Raw genomic sequence first — 20,654 nt, 5'->3', positions numbered from 1 at the left:
GACAGAGAGATACAATGCTATTTGATGACACCTGTAAACGTGACAATGGAACGTGCCGGAACAACATTCTTATCACCGGTTACTTTACCGGCTTTAAGCTCGGCAACCTGCGATGTTAAATAGGATGATGTAAACTGAACTTTAGCATTATCTATGTGAAATGCCGCTCTTACCTCATTAGCACCCTGGTTAACTATAACCACGGTTAAGTTTTTTCCATTTTTAAATGCCGATACCAGCAGGGGCTTTCCCTCGGCTACTGATGAAACTTCAGCATCAACCCTCACAGCCCCGGGTTTAATAAACCTGCTGTAGTTACCCATGGCCCAAAGCATTTTACTGCCGTAAAAATTGCCGTCGGTTTTATTTTTGTCGATGTAGATGAGGCCATCCTTATAATCATAGGCCGAAATGGCTGTCCACCATTGCCAGGCCGACGCGTTGGCCGCTGTAAGATCGGTGTGGATCACCGATGCTAAATATAGCGCGGCATCAATACCCAGATCACGCTTGTTACCGTCTATCTCACCCGCATTATCGCCTAAGATGCAATACTCCGATTGCCAGAAATCAAGACCATTAATAGTCGCAATACTATCGCCCAATGCCCTGCGAGCTTTTACTGACGATGCCATTGGCGACGTAGTGAAATAACTGTGCGCCGCGATAGTTTTGGCTACCGAAGGCAGGTCGCCTATGTAATTGGCCGATCCGAGCTTAAAAAAATCGGTTATCTGACTGCCTTTACCCGGCTTATCACCTTTAGTAAATAAATAGTTGATACTCCCGGCCTCGCCAACCAAAATCTTTGAGCTAATCTTATTACTTACGAATTCTTTATTGATGGCCCGTATCAATCCTGCTACCTCGGCATTATTATATGGGGCACCTTCCTGACCGCCATCGCTCCAATCCCACTGGGGTTCGTTTACCGGGCTTATGTAATCAAATTTTACTTTACTTACCTGCTCAACTCCCTTTACAACTTTAGCCAGGAACACAGCATAAGCATCATATTTATCGGGTGCTATATTAACTTTGCCTCCACTGGCGTACGCTTTTCCATTAATGGTAAACTGCACCGGCGGACTATTATTAAAACCTAAAAATTGTTTAACTCCGCGTTGTTTGGCGGCTTTCAGGAACCAAACCTGCCCGGCCTGGTTTTGCCAGTTATAGCTGCCATCGCCTTTTAAAAACGATTCAGCACGACGCCACTCGTCTTTAATGCCACTTTCATTTCCTTGCTGGGTACTGCCCGCACCAATGTTAAACCTCCATAACGACAAGCCTATGCCTTTAGGCGAGCCATCGGCATAAGTATCCCGGCTAAAAAGCAGGTCGGCAATTTTATTGCGCTTATCATCAGGCCAGTTACCCACAAACTGGCAGGCCCACGCATCCGAAGCACCAAAATTGCTGATGGTTTGGTGCGTTTTTGAAAAATTGATATCAATAGTTACTTCTTTGCCCTGGCTGCTTACCAAAGGAATGTTAATCCCCAAAGCAACTACAGCCATCAGTGTTTTTTTTATAGTAGTTTTTATTATCATCGTGTTTAAATCAACAAATAAAACAGCACTGTTTAGTGCTGTTTTATTGCAATATTATTGTTGCACTATTTGCCATTGCTGGTTAGTAGCGCCGCCATAAGGCCACTGAATGATGCCTGCACCATTTGTGGTTGATGCGCCGTTAACATCAAGCGCAAGCCCGCTGTTACGGTTAATTACTTTATAAATGCCATCGCTGGTAGCAGTAAGCTGCCATTGCTGGTTGTTGCCACCGTTCCACGGCCATTGTATAATGCCCGCGCCATTGGTGGTTGAGCTCATGTTAACATCAAGAGCTTGTGTGCTGTTGCGGTTAGTTATTTTGTAATAGCCACCGCCGTTGGCAGCAATAGCCCATTGCTGGTTATTGCCCCCGTTTTGAGGCCATTGTATGATGCCGGCGCCGTTGGTGGTTGAGCCACCATTAACATCAAGCGCCTGGCCGCTGTTAACATTTAAAAATCTGTAGTAAGCACCGGTATAAAACGTATCGGTACCGCCGGCCCCTACGCCCCAGGCATATTTGATCCGGCTTAAGCCCGATGCATTTGTTGTTGATACGGTAAGGCTGGTGCCAGTCCCGTTTAGTTGTTGAATAGCATAGCTATCGCCCGTACGTACGCCAGGCCAGTAAACTGCTCCCATGCCATAAGCACGTGCCTGGTTGGTTAATCCCTGCAGGTACGCTATTTCCTGGTCACCGCCAATAGCGCCGGTGTAATTTTTACCACCTGTCATCGGGATACCAAACTCGGTAAGCACAGCACGGCTGCTGTAAGCGCCGATATTGCCTTTCAAACGGCTTTCCCATTGCAAAGCGGTTGTCAATGTGCCGTTGCTAAAAAAAGTATAATCATGTATAGATAAAAGGCAGCCCGAAAAACGGCTGTCGGCCCCTACCCCGGTTATATCCTGCGAATAGGACGTACCGCTAATGAGGATCCTGCCTTGCGGAACAGATGGATAGTTACTTAACCACTGGGCACAGATGGTTGTCCAGTCGGTTAAAGTATAGCCATGTGGCTCGTTAAAAATTTCAAAGTACACGTGGGCATTGCTGCCATATTTGGTAACAATGGTTTGCCACATCGACCAAAACTCGGTTGTGTTATCTATCTTGCCATCTTCGGATGATTTGGCTTCCCAATACCCGAGTATCACGTTCATTCCCTTGCTCAATGCTTTATCAATAACACCGGTGTAAGAGCTCCACCAGGTTTGCGATACGGTTGAATAATTTACGGGCAGCCTCACCGTATTTGCTCCCGTGTTAGTCTGTATGCCTGTTAATACAGCATCAGCCTTGGCCGATACCGTGGCATAGCTATCGGTAGATGTTAAGCCGCTTAATACCAATATCCCGTCGCTGAAGTTGTCACCATCGGCAGCCCAGTTCACGCCTTTCAGCGCGCTTGCCGGTGTTGAATCCGTAGTTACTGTTTTATCTCCTGTTTTTACTTCATCCTGGTTTGATGATTTTTTTACTGATACGATATCCTTTTTACACCCGGCCGTCAAACAACACATCGCTAATAATGCAATACTTAAGTTCTTCATAATTTGTTATAGGTTAGAATTGGGAGAAAAAAGGGGGAAGAAAGAAGCTCTTCCCCCGGAATATTTTATTAGTAACCAGCGTTTTGTTGCAATTGGCCACCAGACGCCTGGATCTCGGCCCTTGGTATCGGCAACCAGTAATGTTTGGTTGCAAAAGAACGGCCATCCAAGGCTACTTTTGGTGTATAAGCAAAGCTGCCATCAGCGTTTTTGGTGATGATCACCCCACCCGCCGGTTTATTTTCGGTAACGTCAGCAATTTTCCAGCGGCGTACATCGTAAAAACGGTGTTCTTCAAATGCCAGCTCAACACGACGCTCGTAACGTACGGCATCACGCATCTGTGATTGCGACATACCTGAAGCCAAAGCCGGCATATTAACACTTGGACGAGAACGGATCAGATTAATCGCTGTACGTGCAGATAAGGTTGAACCCGAAGGGATCACATCCGGTCCGTAAGCTTCGTTAGCCGCTTCAGCAAAGTTCAACAGGATCTCAGCATAACGGAAATAGATCCATGGCTGGAAGCCCGCGTTACCCCACGGATTTTGAAGCGGATATGCATCATTCATATATTTTTTGAGGTAATAACCTGTTTTGGTAGTATTCCAGTTATCTGCTCCGTCTTTGCTATCCTTACCACCTGGAATAAAAGATTCAATAGCCCGGCCCCTGTACATCGCACCATTGTATAATACAGTAGCTGCAAACCTTGGGTCGCGGTGATCATAAGGGTGTGTCGGATCATAACCTGATGTTGGATCGGTAATAGCTTTACCATTATCCATTTCGTAATCATCAACCAAATTTTGCAGCGGTGTATTACCTGCCCAGCCGCCATAGCCGTTTGGCCCGTTGGCTATTTCAAGGTGCGTATGGTTTGCATTTTTAGTATATAAACGTTCAAAAATGGTTTCGTTGGTTTCGTTAACTAAAAACAGATTATTATAGCCACCAGTGTAGATACCATATTTATTCAAACTGATAACTGCCTGTGCGGCGGTAACCGCATCGGCCCAGGTACCTGCAGCATATAATGGGCTTGCAGCATATAATTTTAGTCTTGACTTTAAAGCCAGCGCCGCACCTTTTGTAGCACGGCCTAACAGCCAGCTACCATCGTTGTTTAGCGGCAACTTAGCAGCGGCATCATCAAGCTGAGCAGATACGTAATCGATACACTCTTTAATGGAGGCACGCTTGAATAGTGAAGGGTCCTGTAGGTTATCATTAAGGTTGGTTACCTTATCGCCCACTAAAACAACTCCGCCGTAATTACGGATCAGATCCTGATAACGGAAAGCCCTGATAAATTTCAGCTCGCCTTCAAGATGCATTTTGTGCCCGGCACTGAACGGCATGTTTGGCAAAAGCGCTAATGCCGAATTAACCTCGCGGATGCTGCGATAACTACGTCCCCAAAGCACACCTGCGCCACCTAAATTTTCGGGAGCAAGCTGGCCCCTTTGTATCAGCCAGGTAGCATCATCATTGTTATAGATCGATTCGTCTGTAAGTGAGCTCCACATGCTATATTCGAAGCCACGGCCGAAGCCTGGGTTTGAGCCATCGCCCTCTTTATCTTGCAATTTAGCACCGATATAACGGTTGGTAACATAAGCTTCATACACCGCGGTATCCGAAGCAATGGCCGATGATGCGATCCTATCCGTAGGGGTTACATCAAGTAAATTCTTTTTACATGCTGTGATGCCCAGCATACCGCCCATCATTAAAAATAAAAGCGGAGTTTTATATTGTAGTTTCATTATCGTCTTCTTGATTAAAATTTCACGTTAGCACCTAAGTTTATAATTCGCTGTTGCGGATAAAACTGACCGCTGCCACTGGTTCCTTCAGGATCGTAATCCTTCACTTTGGTAATGGTGAATAAGTTGAACGCACTTGCGTAAACCCTTAAACCACCTATTTTAAGTTTTGACAGGAACGGCGCATTGAAATTATAGCCTAATTGCACATTCTTTAACCGAAGGAAAGAAGCATCATTAAGCCAAAAAGTATTGTTATATAAACCACCACTGATAGCGTTCGATGCTCGGTCTGTTACACGTGGATAAGTTCCATTGGTGTTTGAGGGGCTAAACCTGTTATCGGCCCAGCTGCTGTAAAAGTTACCTACACTACCTGCTTCGGGCAATACATACTGGCTAACCTGCGCCTGGCCTGCAAATAGTACCGAAAGATCGAAGTTTTTGTATGCTGCGTTTAAACTAAAGCCATAAGTAATTTGCGGGATATTGCCGTATTTGCTACGGGTTTGGTCATCGGCATTTATTTGCTTGTCATTATTAACATCACGGTATATCAAGTCGCCAACTTTAGCGCCGGTTACGTGCGGCGTTGCATCAAGCTCGGCCTGGGTACGGAATATACCTATCGCGTTGTAAAGTAATGACGTACCTATCGGTAAACCTGTTTGGCGCTGATAAGATAAAGCACCGGGTGCCTCATCAATGAAAACAATTTTGCTTTTGGCATAAGTAATATTACCGCTTACACCCCACGTAAATTCATGGCCGGTATGGTTATAACCTAAAGTTGCCTCAAAACCATCACTGTTAAACTTACCTATATTTTCAAGTGGCACCAGAGGATCTGAGCCATAAGGGTTAACTATACCTGATGATCCGGGAATCGACGCATTCCTGGCTGTAAGTACATTACGCCTTCTTTGCTGGAAATAGATGGCCTCCACTGTAAAATTATGCAAAAAAGTGGCATTGATACCGATATCGAGCTTTTTAGAGGATTCCCATGTAATGCCGGGGTTTGCCAATTTAACAAGATTAACGTTTGGCTGAATAACGTTCGAGCCGCTACCCGGATTGCTTGCCACAAAACCATTGGGAACTAAAGTATAGTTATTAAAATACTGGAACGGGCCAACAGCGTCATTACCTAACGAACCATAAGAAGCCCTGATTTTCAGATCATCAAAAAATCCTACACTGTTTTTAAACCAATCTTCTTTAGTAATTCTCCAACCTACCGAAGCAGAAGGAAAATAGCCCCATTGTTTTGCGCCCGGAAAAATTGATGTACCATCAGCGCGTAACTGGCCTTCAAACAAATACTTTTCATCATAAGCGTATGTTAAACGGCTGATATAGCTGGCTCGATTGTAATTTGAGCTCCAGCCCGAATTAAGGTAATCGGTAGCTGCGCTTCCGCCTTGCGACAGATCAGGCAATTGCGATGACAGGTAGTTAAAACGTGTAGCATCAAAGTACTCGATGTGGTTTTTGCTTTGTTCATAACCAACAAAAGCGCTCACATCATGCAAACCAAACTTATGCGCGTAGTTTAATTTAATATTCGAGGTAAGCAAAATATCGTTCCTTTGCGACTCGAATAAAGTTGCCGCATTGTTATTGCCGCCTACTGTAACCTTATTATAAGTATTTGAACTCTGAACATAGCTATACAGAACATACGGCTTACTGAAGTTTTTATTCAAGTTATACGATTTATCAACAGAAAAGAAACCATCAACTGATAAACCTTCAATACCAGGGATAGCGTAGCTACCTTTTAAAATACCGTTAAAAACCTGTTTAGGATTGTTGGCATTACCACCAAGACTCGTTACCTGTACTGCCGGGTTATTATTTTCGATACCTGTAGTTGGCAAGCCATTTGGATAATAAGCGGCTACAATAGGTTTAGCACGGTAAACAGAACGGAACAGATCGCCCGCACCGGTTATCGGAAATTGCCTGTCTTCTTCACGGCCCGAAAGTGATAAACCTACTTTTAAGCGTTTAGTAACGTTAGCATCAATATTTGACCGGAAATTATATTGGTGATATTTGGTAGCACCATTTTTATAAATACCATCCTGGTAAAGCGTACCTAATGATACAAAGTATTTGATATCATCACTACCACCGGCAATAGAAAGGCTATGCTGGTTTTGCAAAGCCGAACCTTTAAGCGTTTGCTTTTCCCAATCGGTATTTGGATAATTTAACGGGTCAGAACCATCCCTAAACTTTTGGATCTGCTCGGCAGTATACGATTGGTTTAAGCCGCCGGCCGGGTTCGAGTCGTAATTAATCTCGTTCATGATCTGGGCATAAGTTGCCGCGTCGGCCATTTTTGGCAAGCGGGTTGGCGAACTGAAGCCCTGGTTGAAACTATAGTTGATAGTTGGTTTACCGGTTTTACCGCGTTTTGTAGTAATGAGGATAACACCGTTAGCAGCACGGTTACCATAAATTGCAGCTGAAGCGTCTTTTAGTACCGACATGCTTTCAATGTCATTAGGATCAAGCCTTTCCAAACCGCCTATCTGAGCCGGAATACCGTCAACAACAATTAATACATCGTTGCTGCCGCTGGTGGCCAAACCACGTACAGTAATACCTGAACCATCATAACCAGGTTCACCGCTGCGGTTATTAACCACTACCCCCGAAAAACGACCGGCAATACCGTTTGAAAGATTTGGCTGAGGGCTTTTTACCAGCTCAGAGCCTTTAACCTGCGAAATTGAACCCGTTAAAGTGGCTTTTTTCTGTGTACCGTAACCTACAACCACAACCTCGTTCAATGATTTAGAATCGGCCTGTAATTGAATGTTAAGAGTAGCTTGCCCGTTAAGGATAATTTCCTGCGTGTTGTAGCCAATATAGCTAAACACTAAAATGCCTGATGAAGCACTGGGCACGTTAAGGCTGAACTTACCGTTAACATCGGTAACAACCCCGGTTGATGTGCCTTTTAAGGCAACGCTTACACCTGGCAGGGTCTGGCCTTTTTCGTCGGTAACCTGGCCCGTTATTCTGGCATCAGGTAAGCGCTGTTCATTAATGGTACCCGCAAAAGCCATTACCGGCATTTGGACTGTAGCGAAACAAGCAACGGCCATGCCGGCCGCAACTACGAAAAAGCGGGGTGATCTTTTCCGATGGGGAGAATCCTTTACATGTAAATTTAGTTTCATATGGTTTTAAAAAATTGGTTTTTTAATCGGCTCAAACCTTGCAAAGCGAGGTGCATAAAAACAAGAAAGTGGATTCGGCATCGATAAACTACCGCCCCATTTTGACCTTATTATTTATACACGGTACAAAAGTTTGGTTTAAACCTTGGTTATTGGTAGGGCTAAATTGCGTTTTAAAGCAAAAATGAGTGAGGGGTAAATTCTGAATAAGACAGGGGGTATTTCATAAAAAAGCGCTTAAAAACAGCATTTTGGGCGCTTTTTAAAGAGGGGGGTAAATCAATACTGGCAGGGGGACAAAAATAAGTTGTAGTATTTAGCCCCCAAACATTGCTGCGCTTGTCGTCCGCTCATCACTTTGTAAAGAAGGGCCACAAAAACCACTCTTAGCTTAGCTGTGAAACTGAAGCCGAAGGGAAGTTGGTCCGGCGAGGTATGAACCAGGTGAATCAACCAACCGATAAACACGATTAATTCTCCTTAATCACATCCCGGTTCACGTTGTAATTGTTGTGAAATGGCTTACGATATTTCTTAATGTAATCGGACGGATTTATACCGAACAGCTTGTTGAATTGTTCTCTAAAGTATTTGAGGTCATTTAAGCCCACTTTATAGGCCGTTTCGTAAACTGTGCTATCGGTTGTCAGCAAGATCTCGGCCGCCTTACGCAAGCGGATAAAACGGATAAAACTATTTGCAGATTGCCCGGAAATAGATTTGATCCGCTTGTATAAGTTAGAGTGGCTCATGCCTATTTCGGCAGCCAGTGTTTTGATGCTGAAATCCGGGTCGGTTAAGTGCTGCTCAACTATCTGCAAACATTTTTCTAAAAATTCCTTGTACTCCTGCGAAATCTTGAGATCATTTGATTTGTTAAGGGTTATTTCATTATAGAAATACTTCTGCAGGTTGTTCCTGCTTTTCAGGATCCCGTTAACACGGGCCACCAGGATCTCTTTTTCAAAAGGCTTGCTGATATAATCATCCGCCCCTCCTTCAATACCTTTAAGCTTTATTTCGGGCGAGGAACTGGCGGTAAGCAATATCACGGGGATGTGGTTCAGCACAGGATCTTCCTTAATACGGCTACATACCTCAATACCGCTTAACCCCTGCATCATTACGTCGCTTATTACAATATCGGGCACCAGGTGATAAGCAAGTTCAAGTCCATCTGTACCATTATCAGCCTCAAAAATCTCAAACTCACCGCTAAAAATTTGTTTAAGGTAAGTACGGATCTGTTGATTGTCATCAATCAGCAGCATGGTTTTGGTATCGGAGCTTAAAGCCTCAGAATTTTTGGCTGCGACGGCGTTTTCAGTCTCAACGGCGGCTAATTCACCCTTATTCTCCATTAGCTCATCCAGGAACACCGAAGTTTCGGCAACGTCTTCAAACACAAACTGCTGCCCAAAATGCTCCCTGCCTTTTAACAACGATACATGAAACATCGTACCCTGTCCCTGTTGGCTAGTATAACCGATGCTGCCTTTATGGTTTTCAATAAATGCTTTAACCAAATAAAGCCCGATACCAAAGCCACCTGCCAATGGAACCGAATTTTGCAGCTGGTAAAACTTGCCGAATAACTGATCGCCGGTACCCTCGGCTATTCCACAGCCGCTATCCTTTATCTCGATGATAATTTTATCGTTAAAATCGGCTATTGTACAAGTTACTATGCCATACTCCGGTGTAAACTTCAACGCATTCGAGATGAGGTTAAACAGGGCTATTTCCATTTTTTCCCTGTCGGCATAAATCTCTATCGCATCCCTTTGACTTACAAAATCAAACTGAATATGCTTGGTACGTGCCTGGTGATTAAAACATAAAAACACCTCATGACAAAGCGATACGATATTGAGCCTTACTATTTTAAGCTTATCGGTATCGCTTTCGGCTTTTCTGAACAGTAAAAGCTGGTCAACCAAACTCAAAAGACGCCGTGCGTTGCGATAAATGATATGCAAATTACCGGCATCATCAGTAACCTCGCCCTTCCCGAACAACATATCCTTTACCGGGTTGATGATGAGCGTTAACGGTGTGCGGAATTCATGCGAGATATTGGTAAAAAAGGAAAGTTTACGCTCATTAAGTTCCTTATCTTTTTCGGCCGAAAGCTGGGCTACTTTAACCTCGTATTTAAGCCTGGTTTGGCGGTTTCTGTAAAGTATATAGTAATAAGTTACAACCCCTGCTGCCGCTATATAAATTAAATAAGCCCACCAGGTTTTATACCAGGGCGGCAGGATCTTAACCTGTAAGGTGGCATAATTATCAAACCACAAACCATCCTGGTTGGATGCTTTTACCCTGAACGTATATTCCCCGGGTTCAAGGTAGCGGTAAGTTGCAAGCCGCTGATCGCCAACATAGTTCCAGGTTTTATCAAGACCATCCAGTTTATAAGCAAAGCCCCCCTTATCCGGGTAAGTATAATTCAACGAGGCGTACTGGATAGAAAACACCGACTGATCAGGCTGTAACGTGATCTGCCTTGCCTGGTTAATGGCTTCGGGCAATACGGTGCGGTCCTTGTCAAGCCCGCCAACTTCAACCTGCTTACCAAAAATCTGCAAACCTGTTATAATAACTTTTGGTTTATAATCGCTTTGATTTACTTTTTCAGGGTCAAAAAAGTTAAGCCCTTCTGTTCCCCCAAAATACATTAATCCATTAGCAGAATCAAACAAAACAGACCCTGCGTTAAACTGCCCGGCCTGTAACCCATCCGACTGATCATAATTTAAGATCTTATTATTCCGTACATCAAGGTTTGATAAGCCTTTATTGGTACTTAGCCACAATGAACCATCAGATGATTCCTTAATGGCCGATACTGTATTATTAGCCAGACCATTAGTTTCATTAAACTTTTTAAAAAACCGGTTTTGAAGATCGTATGAAATTAGTCCATCGCCCTCGGTTCCTATCCATAACCTGTGTTGTTTGTCGGGATGTAGTGAAAATATCACCTGGCCGGGTAAATTATTTTTTTCATCGGCGGGTTTAAAATACCTGCTGAATTTCTTTTGCCCGGCGTTATAAAAATCAAGTCCCCCACCATAAGTACCAACCCATAAATTACTATTATCATCCTCAGCAATTGATCTTACATCGTACGAAGTAAGTCCGCTATTGGCAGGTGTATAGTTGGTGAAAGTTTTTGTAACGGCATTAAACAGGCACAAGCCGCCGCCGTTGGTGCCAATCCATAAATTTTTATGCTTGTCCTGGTAGATAACCCGTACGTCGTTACCACCCAGGCTTTTGTTATCTGTCTGGGTGTGTAGGTAGTTGACAAACGAATCCGTTTTCTTGTTATATTGCAAAAGTCCCTTTGCATAAGTACCAAACCATAAATTACCATCCTGATCGGTATAGCCGAATAAAATGGCATTGTCGGTAATGCTGCCGGGCTGCCCATCTGCTTTGTATTGCTTTATAAGGGTGCCATTATGGCTGGTTTTGTAAATCCCCTCGCCATCAGTGCCCAGCCATAAAAAGCCGTCGCTATCCTGGCACAGGCCATAAAACCTTACCAAACTTTCGCCGCTGGCCCCATATCGCTTTTTAGCAATCTTTGAAAATTTCTCCTTAATGCTGCTCACCATGTAAATGCCATCGCCATAGGTACCTACCCAAACATTTTTATCCTTATCTATATAAAGCGTTTGAACAGAGCGCTGTGTAAGGTAATATCCGTCATCGCCGGTTACCGGCTGAAGAAAAAAGTTATTAATGTTGTAGTTGGGGCTTGTACCGATGTTAACTTTAAACAGCCCACCATCCTGCAGACCTACAAGCAATTGCTTATCGCTATCTTCAATAACTGATATGTATCGTTTACTTTTAATACCCTGCTGACCGGTTTGCAGCAAGGTAAATTTATTTGATTGCCTGTTGTAGTAGCCGAGCCCGCTTCCGGTTGCTATCCACATGTTGTGAAAATGATCTTCAAAAATATCATTGATCCGGGTACCCGGCAGGTTGGCTATTGGAGGGCCTATGCCCGCAAGGTTGGCTATTACACCATCCTTATGACTAAAAACATTGATGCTGCCTTCCTGTGTACCCACCCATACCAGCCCTCTTGAATCTTCGTACAAACAGAGCACCCTGTTACTTGACAGCCGGGATAAATTGACCTGAGTATAGTTAATAACCTTTGCCGATTTGGTATCAAAATAAGAAAAGCCCTGCCCATAAGATGTGATCCATAAATTACCATCATGGCTTTGGATGATATTACTGATATCGTTTTTGACGGCCCTGTTAGAAGTGAATTTATAATGGATAAACTTTTCTGTACGGCTATCAAATTTGCTGAGGCCGTTTCTTGACGATACCCAGATACTGCCATGAACATCGCACAAAACCTTTTGTACATAGTTACTGGCCAGTGCAGTTGAATCGCCCAGGCGCGATTTAAAAATCTTAAAAGTTGTACCGTCAAAACGATTGAGCCCATCATTGGTGGCAAACCACATAAAACCCTTATCATCCTGTGTAATGCTATTTACAATACCAAAAGAAAGACCATTTTTTAAAGAATAGTTGAGGATCTTATTTTTGATGGGCGACTGCGCATGGGCCGAAGAAATGATCAAAAAAAGAACAAAACAGACAAAGGATCCCTTTTTCATTAACAAGTTGCAGGCTGTGAATTACACAAATAATTGGAAGATTAAAGCTACCTAATTAATTGTAAAGTAAACAATAATATTACAAAAATGTAAAATACCCGTTACAATAAGGGAAGATTTGCTTATTCGGGCTACATAGCAAATTATCAGTCCGGCGTTATTTACGACGACGATCACAGCCCATCAGCGATCTGTAATTGCTGATAATGATCCATTACCTCGTCGAAACATATGGCGAGCCACCTGGTATAATCGCCCGGGTTTTCTTTCAGGTCGACTGCCAGCCGGGCCATCGTTATGTATTTAAATGAGGAGACCTCGTCATGGTCAGGGATCGGCAAAGCATCAGTGATGCCAAAAAACACATGATCGTATTCATTTTCAACCAGGTCGTCCTGGATAGCTGCACAGTAAACAAAAGAAAATACAAAGTTAAGTTCGGCGGCCATTCCCATCTCCTCCTTTAGCCTGCGATGGGCTGCTGTAAATGTGAGTTCGCCGGGCCTTGGATGGCTGCAGCAGGTGTTTGTCCATTTACCACCCGAGTGGTATTTGCCTTCGGCGCGTTGCTGTAATAGCAGCTCTCCTTTTTTATTAAAAATAAAAACTGAAAAGGCACGGTGCAGGCTCCCCTGAAGATGCGCCTCCATTTTTTCCATAGTGCCAATTTCCTGATCATCGCGATCAACCAAAATCACGGTTTCTTCTATCTTCACTCGCTATAATTTGTTGTTACCTTCCTGATGAGAAACGCTGATCTCTGGAATTTCTTGTTTTTTTGTTAATCTTAAAAACAGGGCTAAAGTCATGTCGCAAATTTCAGCTTTATTTTCAATAAAAAACGGATTTCCTTTTGGAGAAACCCGTTTTATTTTATGAAGCGACACTTGTTTAGTTTACATCAAACCAAAGCTTGGTGGTAAGCGCATCAGCTCCCTGTGCTGCCACTGCCGACTGGTAATTAGTTTTGTTCAGCGATTGCTCTGTACCTGGATAAATAAACCTTACCGGTATTTTACCATTCAGTGTACCTGCAACGGCGGGTTGCAGTTGAGGATAATCAAGCCTGCGCCATTCGGTCCAGCCTTCCAATCCCTGGCCAAACAAGGCTAACCATTTTTGCTCGCCAATTGATTTTTTATAATTAGAGGCATCATATTGCACTGCCGGTTGCGCTATATAAGTAGCGATATCAGCGGAAGCAATACTGTATTGTGTCAATGCAGCAGTAATCGCCTGACTGTATAATGAAGCGGCATCTTCGGTAGTAAAACCGCGAGCGGCAGCTTCAGCCCTATCAAACAAGCTTTCGGCATAGCTTAATATTACAGCAGGGGCATGTGGTGCACGAAAATAAGTGCCTGGTTTAGAAGTTTTGGTGAAGCCGTAATTGCTGGCATCGCCCACCAACAAACCGTTTGGCAAGCCAACATAAGTTTGAGGTGTGGGGTCCTGCGTTTTGGCTGCGTATATAGATAAGCGTGGATCATTAAGTGCAAACAGCTTATCAACTATTGTTTTGCTGATACGGTAATCATCGCGCGTATCAAATAGGTTGCTCACGGGATTTTGGTTAGGCGAGTCGACATAAGTGAATTGTGCTGTTTCAGCATTCGAACTGATGTATGAACCGCCTTCGGCCTTGATATCGTCCAATACTTGCTTAGCTTTTGCCGGCTCTCTGTCGGCAATACGCAAGGCGATACGAAACCTTAAGGAATTGGCAAATTTTTTCCAAGAAGCAATATTATTGCTGTAGATCACATCGCCCGCTATGGCTTTGCCCGAAGGATCGAGCGCTGTTTGAGCTGCTTTCAAGTCATCCAGCAAAGCAAAATAAACGTCCTTCTGAGTATCATAAGCCGGGGTAAGATACTGATCGATATTGGTGGCCTGCTTGTAAGGAATATTCCCATAAGCCTCTGTTAATAAACTGAATGTCCACGAACGTAGCACCAGTGCGACACCTTTATAGTTAGTATTACCCTGAGCATCGCCAATTTTAATGATCTCATTGAGATTTACAATGCTTTTTGAATAGCCCGTACTCCAGAGTTCTTCAAAGGCGGTACTGGCATAAATATACCGGTCTGGGTCAGTATACTGAATTTTAGACCAGTATTGAACAAAAAGTAAGCTGGCATCCATGTTATTGGCAACTCCCCAATAAGTATCAGATGTGGCTTTGGTGGCAGCAGTCAACAGGTAGTTGGGCTGTGCTGTTTGTGAGCCGTTAGGGTTTTGATTGATCCTGGCAAGTTCCTTTTTGCATGATGTTATCGATAATAAGACCACGCCGGATAATATGCTGATATATTTAAGTTTCATGATGTTTAAAATTTAAGGTTTACGTTAAAACCGATGTTACGTACGGTTGGCAGAGTGAGATCTTCCAGGCCCTGGCCATTGCCTGCGTTAAAGGCTGTCTCCGGATCGATGTTCGGCGCGTTTTTATGAATGATCCAAAGGTTACGGCCAACTACCGAAAATGTAGCGCCCTGAAAACCTATTTTATTCACCCATTTAGCCGGTAAAGAGTATCCCAGCTTTACTTCACGAAGCTTGATATATGAGGCATCATAAACAAATGCTTCGTCAATATTGGTAAAACCTTTGTAGTATGATTGCGCGGGGATAATGGTGGTATTCGGAGAACCATCGGCCTTAACCCCTTTAAAAATCATCCCATCATTATAAACGGTTACACCCGCCGGAGCTGCGCCGGTTACCTGCACCGCCGGATTTGTTGTTTTATTATCCGAATAGTAATAGCTTAAACCACCATTAGCAGCACCGCGCCCCGGTAAGGTAGAGGCCAGTACGCCGGTATAGGTACCAGTACGGTTGGTGTTTGAGTAGATGGATCCACCGAAACGCGCGTCAACCAGGAAACTCAGGTTAATGCCTTTGTAGGTGAAGCTGTTATTGATGCTTCCTAACCAATTTGGAGTGAATTTGCCAAGGTAACGTTTGGTTGTGTTGAATACAGGTGTACCGTTAGCATCGATAACGATTTGCCCGGAAGCGTTACGCGTATAAGCGGTACCATAAAGTGCGCCGTAAGGCTGGCCAAGTGCCGCTGTTACCTGTACAGTTCGGTCAGACCCAATTGGCAGACTTTGCAAACGGCCTTCGGCATCAAGCGAAGCAACCATGCTGCGGTTCAACGAATAGTTAGTAGTGATATCCCAGGTAAACTCCTTTGATTTAATTGGCGTTATCCCCAATTGTATCTCAAGACCTTTATTATTAAGGCGCCCCCCATTGATGATTTTTTGACCAAAACCCGTGGCCGAACTAACCTGAACCGCAAGTATTTGATTGGTACTATTGGTATTGTATGCACTTACATCCAGATGTAACCTGTCCTGAAAAAAGCCTAATTCAAAGCCAGCCTCTGCCGATGTTGTACTTTCTGGTTTCAGTGTGTTATTGGCATCTGTAGCCGGTAAACTTTGCTGTGGATTAGCATTGAAAAGGATTGATGAGGCAAATACATTCCTTAACTGGTAAGGATCGGTAGCCTTACCCACTTTAGACCAGCCACCTCTTAATTTAGCATAGGTAAGCACATCGCTTTTAATGCCCAACGCTTCGGATAGTATTAAGCTTCCGTTTACTGAGGGATAAAAGTATGACATGTTATCAATTGGCAATGATGAAGACCAATCATTACGTGCCGTTACGTTGACGAAGGCATAATTCCTGAACCCAACCTGTGCCGATCCGAACACACTGTTAGTTTTAAGTTTAGAATAAAAGTTTGTTGAAACCAGCGGGTCACGCGAATTACCCATGTTATATAGTCCCGGAATTGCAAGTTTAGGTGCTAACTGATCATTTTGTTCGAGTGTTTTTACCGAGATATTACCACCAACAAATGCATCAAGCGAAAAATCATTGTTTAGTTTTTTGGTATACTGCAACCTGCCTTCCGTATTATTTTCATTTACGCTGTAAGCATCTTCCTCATATGAGCCAAACGGTGTTCCATTAGTGCCATAAGCAACCTTGATTTTACGGCGATCATTATAATAATCGGTGCCGGTACGGAAGTTTGCCGATAGGCCATCGATGATCTTATAATTTAGTTCAACGCTTCCGATCAGGTGATTTTTGTGCTGACCAACCGTGTTTTCATAGGCCAGCCAATATGGGTTACTGTAATAACTGTTATTCCAGTTAAAGGTGTTGCCATTGGCATCCTTGTAGTTTTTAAGCTTGTTGATATCAACCTGGCGCCCAAACCAGGTAAACTGCAGCATGGTACTGGTTGCACGTTTTCCATAAGCACCCGGCAAGTTATCAGCGTCGTCTTTAATATAGTTAACAGTGGTATTTACTGTTAATTTAGGATTGAAACGGTAGCTTGAATTTAAAGCGAATGAGTTACGTCCCTGCGATGTATTTGGGACAATACCGGTTTGATGCAGGTTATTGTAAGATACCCGGAAATCACTCTTTTCGTTACTGCCCGCTAATGCTATACCATTATTAAGCGTCACGCCAGTCCTAAAAAAGTCTTTTACGTTATCGGGATGGGCGATAAATGGCACAGCCTGTCCATTGGAATAAAACTGCGGGATCAATGAGCCATCCAATGCAGGCCCCCAGCTTTCGTCAACACCATCGTTAACGCCACCGCCCTTACCGTCAACATAACTGAATTTACCATTTGAACCCTGGCCGTATTCATTTTGATATTTGGGTAATACCTGCACATTTGAAAAGCTGGTATTAGAGTTAATGGTAACCCCAAGCCCTTTTGCTCCTTTACCTGTTTTGGTACGAATAAGGATAACGCCTGCTGCCGCGCGTGAACCGTATAAGGCTGCAGCATTCGGGCCTTTTAACACGCTTAGCGACTCTATGTCTTCAGAATTGAGATCAGAGAGGGCATTAGCGAAATCCCTTGAACCACCAGATCCTAAAAACTGGGTATTATCAACAATAACCCCGTCAACTACAAACAAAGGCTGATTATCTTTAGTGATAGAAGTTTCACCACGGATAACGATACGTGATGAACCCATATCACCCTGGCTGTTGGTAACCTGCACACCGGCAATTTTACCGGCCAGCGCGTTTACAAAGTTGGTTTCTTTTGCCTCAGAAATATCTTTCGATTTAAGCCCTTGTACCGCATATCCCAGCGATTTTTTATCCTTTGAGATATTGAGGGCCGTTATCACTACCTCGTTCAGCGAATTTGGAGCTTCAATCAAAACCACGTTTAGGGTAGTTATTCCTTGCGTAATCGGGATCTCCTGGGTTGTAAAGCCAATGTAGCTAACCCTAAGCACATCATTAACATTGGCGTTGATGATAAACTTACCATCAACATTGGTTTGTGCGCCCGTGGTTTTACCTTTAACAGATACGCTGACACCCGGCAACGGCAACCCATCGGATTTGGCGGTTACCTCCCCGCTTATTTTAACGGATTGCCCCGCAACCGTCTGGACGAGAATAAAAGGCAATATAATTGCCAGTAATAGCTTGTAAATTTTTAACATGATAATTAATAATTGAGATTAATTTTTGATGCCTTTACCGGTACAAAAGACATGGCTATCGCCTTAGCGGGCATAATTTGCCCGGCTCATAAGCCTATCGTAACTGTAAAGAATTGATTAGGGGATGGTAATTATTAAGCTAAGACAAACTGCAGCAAGCCCGCATTTAAACACCATGCATGCTGTAAATGATTAACAGCAACAATGCATGCTTTGCATATTGAGACAGAAGGATTTGCAGATTGACTGGCTTTCCGAAACGAAAGTTTTCTTGTGTAAAAAAGTAGATTCTGTTTTCATAAAACGGGTATTAAATAAGTACTGATAGATTCTTTTTAATTGATGGACGCTGTTTTGTTGTTTACCAAAGCGTCCACAGCTTTTAACATGGATGCAAATTCCTGTTTATCGTACAAGCGGGTGAGGTAAACAATTTTCCCATCCCGATCGATAACCACATTGCGGGTAACACCGCTCTTTTTGCTGGCAAACCGACCAAAAATCTCAGCACCAGGATCGAGTGCCAACGGATAGCTTATATTCATGACCTGGTGAAAACTTTTTACTTTGTTGAGCGGTTCATCGCGGTCAACGCCCATTAAAACAAGTCCTTTATCTTTATAAGCCTGCCAGATCTCTTTTTCCAAATGCGGCATTTCTTCTCTGCATACGCTGCACCAGCTTGCGGTAAACTGCAGGATAACCACCTTACCACGCAACTTCGTTAAAGAAGTTTTTGTACCATTGGTCAATACGAGCTCAAAATCGGCAGGAGCAAGATCACCGGTTTTTATGATATAACCGCGGTCGTCAGCTGTCGGATCAATTGCCTTGGTGATCTGCGCAACAGCCGGCAATGTTGTTATGAAAAGCAAACAGGTAAAAAGTAATTGTTTAATGTTCATTGCTATACAGGTTAAACCGTAATATCATCCCGGTGATATTTTCAATATTTTAATTAGCAAGAAAAATGAAGAGGGAAAAGAAGTATACAACACCTTGCACTATACAAGGCCATAGCGTATTACATTATCTTTTCTACCCTATTTTGGGCAGACAGGAATTAGCACCTTTATAACAGTGGGCTTACAGGTTGCTAAGACATCACAGGGCCTTTCCCTCAGTCTTTCTTGATAATTAAAATATTCAAAGAACCGATTTGACGATGCAAATATATATAAATTCTACTAAAACCATAGACTTTATATAATTATTGCAATAAAATGAATTAACACTTTAAAATTCTGCAGGCTTATTTACAGAATTTGTTTACTGATTGGAGTAGCTGAAACTTTTTGAAGATAAATTCCATAACAACAAAAAGTCCCTAACGTTCGCTGCCGGGACTTTAACCTAAACTTATTTTGTAGATTATTAAACTACCTTATAATAAGGTAAAACAAGGCAATTAGGTTTTTAATTATTTAGCACTTTTATTCGCCTGTTAACTGGCAGTCCCGTTAAAAAGGGCTGCAAAGCTATTTTCGGCTGTTATTTTTTCGATCAAATTTTCCAGTGACCGGTAGATATTCATATTCAAAAATGGGCCTGCGCTAATCCTTTTAATGCCCGCATTTTGCAACGCTTTAAAATCCGGAAGGCCAGGCATACACATTACGCTAACCGGTAGGCGCGATAAGGCCGTTATTTTTTCAATATCTGCTATTTGGGTAATGCACGGAAAAAACAAACCATGCACACCTGCACCCTGGTAAAGTTTAGTACGGGTCAAAGCGTCTTCCAGTGCGTTAGGTAAACCAAGCAGAAAGGAATCGGTCCTTACATTTATAAATACCTCTACCCCTGTGGCGGTTAACAATGCAGTTATCTGTTTAAGTTTTGTGGCAAAGCCTTCGGCACCAACAATACTTCGCTGGCCATTCACCACTATCGAATCCTCTATATTGATACCCACAACACCAATATTATATAGTTTTGTGATGTTACTGCAGATAGCCTCCGGTGTTTCACCATAACCACCTTCAAGGTCGACTGTTAGCATGGCTGATGTTGTTGCAGCTATGCGTTTAACAACAAAAAGGTAATCCTCAAAACTCATCTCTTCGCCATCTGCAAAGCCTAATGAGCTGGCAACAGCCGCGCTTGATGTGCCGATTGCTTTAAAATTTAATTTATCATAAACCTGGGCGCTTTGTGCATTCCATACATTGCCAATTTGCAAAGGTTCGGTTTGATGATGCAGGGCTAAAAATTCATTGAATCTATTTTTCATGTTCTTTTTTTTATTTTATGCTCAAAATTAGGCTGGGCGCTTTTCTAAAAATTGTATAAAACGGAAGAGATTAGTGAAAGGTGAAAGGTGAAAGGTGAAAGGTGAAAGGTGAAAGGTGAAAGGTGAAAGGTGAAAGGTGAAAGGTGAAAGGTGAAAGGTGAAAGGTGA

11 protein-coding genes and 1 riboswitch are annotated in these 20,654 nt (G+C 43.1%); all 11 genes read right to left on the bottom strand.

All coding sequences use genetic code 11. From position 1 onward, the window contains the following. Positions 1 to 17: 17 nt before the first annotated feature. The 11 genes from BLP33_RS17250 to BLP33_RS17205 all read right to left on the bottom strand — a co-directional run bounded on the left by BLP33_RS17250 (position 18) and on the right by BLP33_RS17205 (position 20,486). Positions 18 to 1,553, bottom strand: a complete 1,536-nt coding sequence (locus tag BLP33_RS17250; protein WP_090531383.1) for a glycoside hydrolase — start codon at positions 1,551 to 1,553, stop codon at positions 18 to 20. Between the two features lie 54 nt (positions 1,554 to 1,607). Beyond that, on the bottom strand, positions 1,608 to 3,110 hold the full coding sequence (locus tag BLP33_RS17245; RefSeq protein WP_175490044.1) for an RICIN domain-containing protein: 1,503 nt from the start codon (positions 3,108 to 3,110) through the stop codon (positions 1,608 to 1,610). Between the two features lie 68 nt (positions 3,111 to 3,178). Continuing rightward, the gene (locus tag BLP33_RS17240; protein ID WP_090531381.1) at positions 3,179 to 4,882 is read right to left on the bottom strand and encodes a RagB/SusD family nutrient uptake outer membrane protein; all 1,704 of its coding nucleotides are present in this window, start codon (positions 4,880 to 4,882) and stop codon (positions 3,179 to 3,181) included. A gap of 14 nt (positions 4,883 to 4,896) precedes the next feature. Further along, positions 4,897 to 8,079 (bottom strand): SusC/RagA family TonB-linked outer membrane protein, encoded by a 3,183-nt coding sequence (locus BLP33_RS17235; RefSeq protein ID WP_217633183.1) that lies wholly within the window; start codon positions 8,077 to 8,079, stop codon positions 4,897 to 4,899. 470 nt (positions 8,080 to 8,549) lie between these two features. Then, positions 8,550 to 12,737 (bottom strand): hybrid sensor histidine kinase/response regulator transcription factor, encoded by a 4,188-nt coding sequence (locus BLP33_RS17230; protein ID WP_090531379.1) that lies wholly within the window; start codon positions 12,735 to 12,737, stop codon positions 8,550 to 8,552. Between the two features lie 173 nt (positions 12,738 to 12,910). Beyond that, positions 12,911 to 13,453, bottom strand: a complete 543-nt coding sequence (gene idi, locus BLP33_RS17225; protein ID WP_254780176.1) for an isopentenyl-diphosphate Delta-isomerase — start codon at positions 13,451 to 13,453, stop codon at positions 12,911 to 12,913. Positions 13,454 to 13,456: 3 nt separating this feature from the next. Further along, positions 13,457 to 13,624: a hypothetical protein gene (locus BLP33_RS27485; RefSeq protein WP_175490043.1), complete on the bottom strand. Its 168-nt coding sequence runs from the start codon at positions 13,622 to 13,624 to the stop codon at positions 13,457 to 13,459. 4 nt (positions 13,625 to 13,628) lie between these two features. Then, positions 13,629 to 15,065 (bottom strand): SusD/RagB family nutrient-binding outer membrane lipoprotein, encoded by a 1,437-nt coding sequence (locus tag BLP33_RS17220; protein ID WP_090531377.1) that lies wholly within the window; start codon positions 15,063 to 15,065, stop codon positions 13,629 to 13,631. Between the two features lie 5 nt (positions 15,066 to 15,070). Beyond that, the gene (locus BLP33_RS17215) at positions 15,071 to 18,253 is read right to left on the bottom strand and encodes a SusC/RagA family TonB-linked outer membrane protein (protein WP_090531376.1); all 3,183 of its coding nucleotides are present in this window, start codon (positions 18,251 to 18,253) and stop codon (positions 15,071 to 15,073) included. 335 nt (positions 18,254 to 18,588) lie between these two features. After that, complete coding sequence (locus BLP33_RS17210; RefSeq protein ID WP_090531374.1) at positions 18,589 to 19,158, bottom strand: TlpA disulfide reductase family protein; 570 nt, start codon at positions 19,156 to 19,158, stop codon at positions 18,589 to 18,591. 121 nt (positions 19,159 to 19,279) lie between these two features. Then, positions 19,280 to 19,393: riboswitch (SAM riboswitch) on the bottom strand. Positions 19,394 to 19,697: 304 nt separating this feature from the next. Further along, positions 19,698 to 20,486, bottom strand: coding sequence for an isocitrate lyase/PEP mutase family protein (locus BLP33_RS17205; protein ID WP_090531372.1), 789 nt, complete (start codon positions 20,484 to 20,486; stop codon positions 19,698 to 19,700). Positions 20,487 to 20,654 lie beyond the last annotated feature (168 nt).

This window comes from Mucilaginibacter sp. NFR10 (genome assembly GCF_900100445.1).
Classification (GTDB): domain Bacteria; phylum Bacteroidota; class Bacteroidia; order Sphingobacteriales; family Sphingobacteriaceae; genus Mucilaginibacter; species Mucilaginibacter rubeus.
This window is presented reverse-complemented; position numbering and strand designations above follow the sequence as displayed.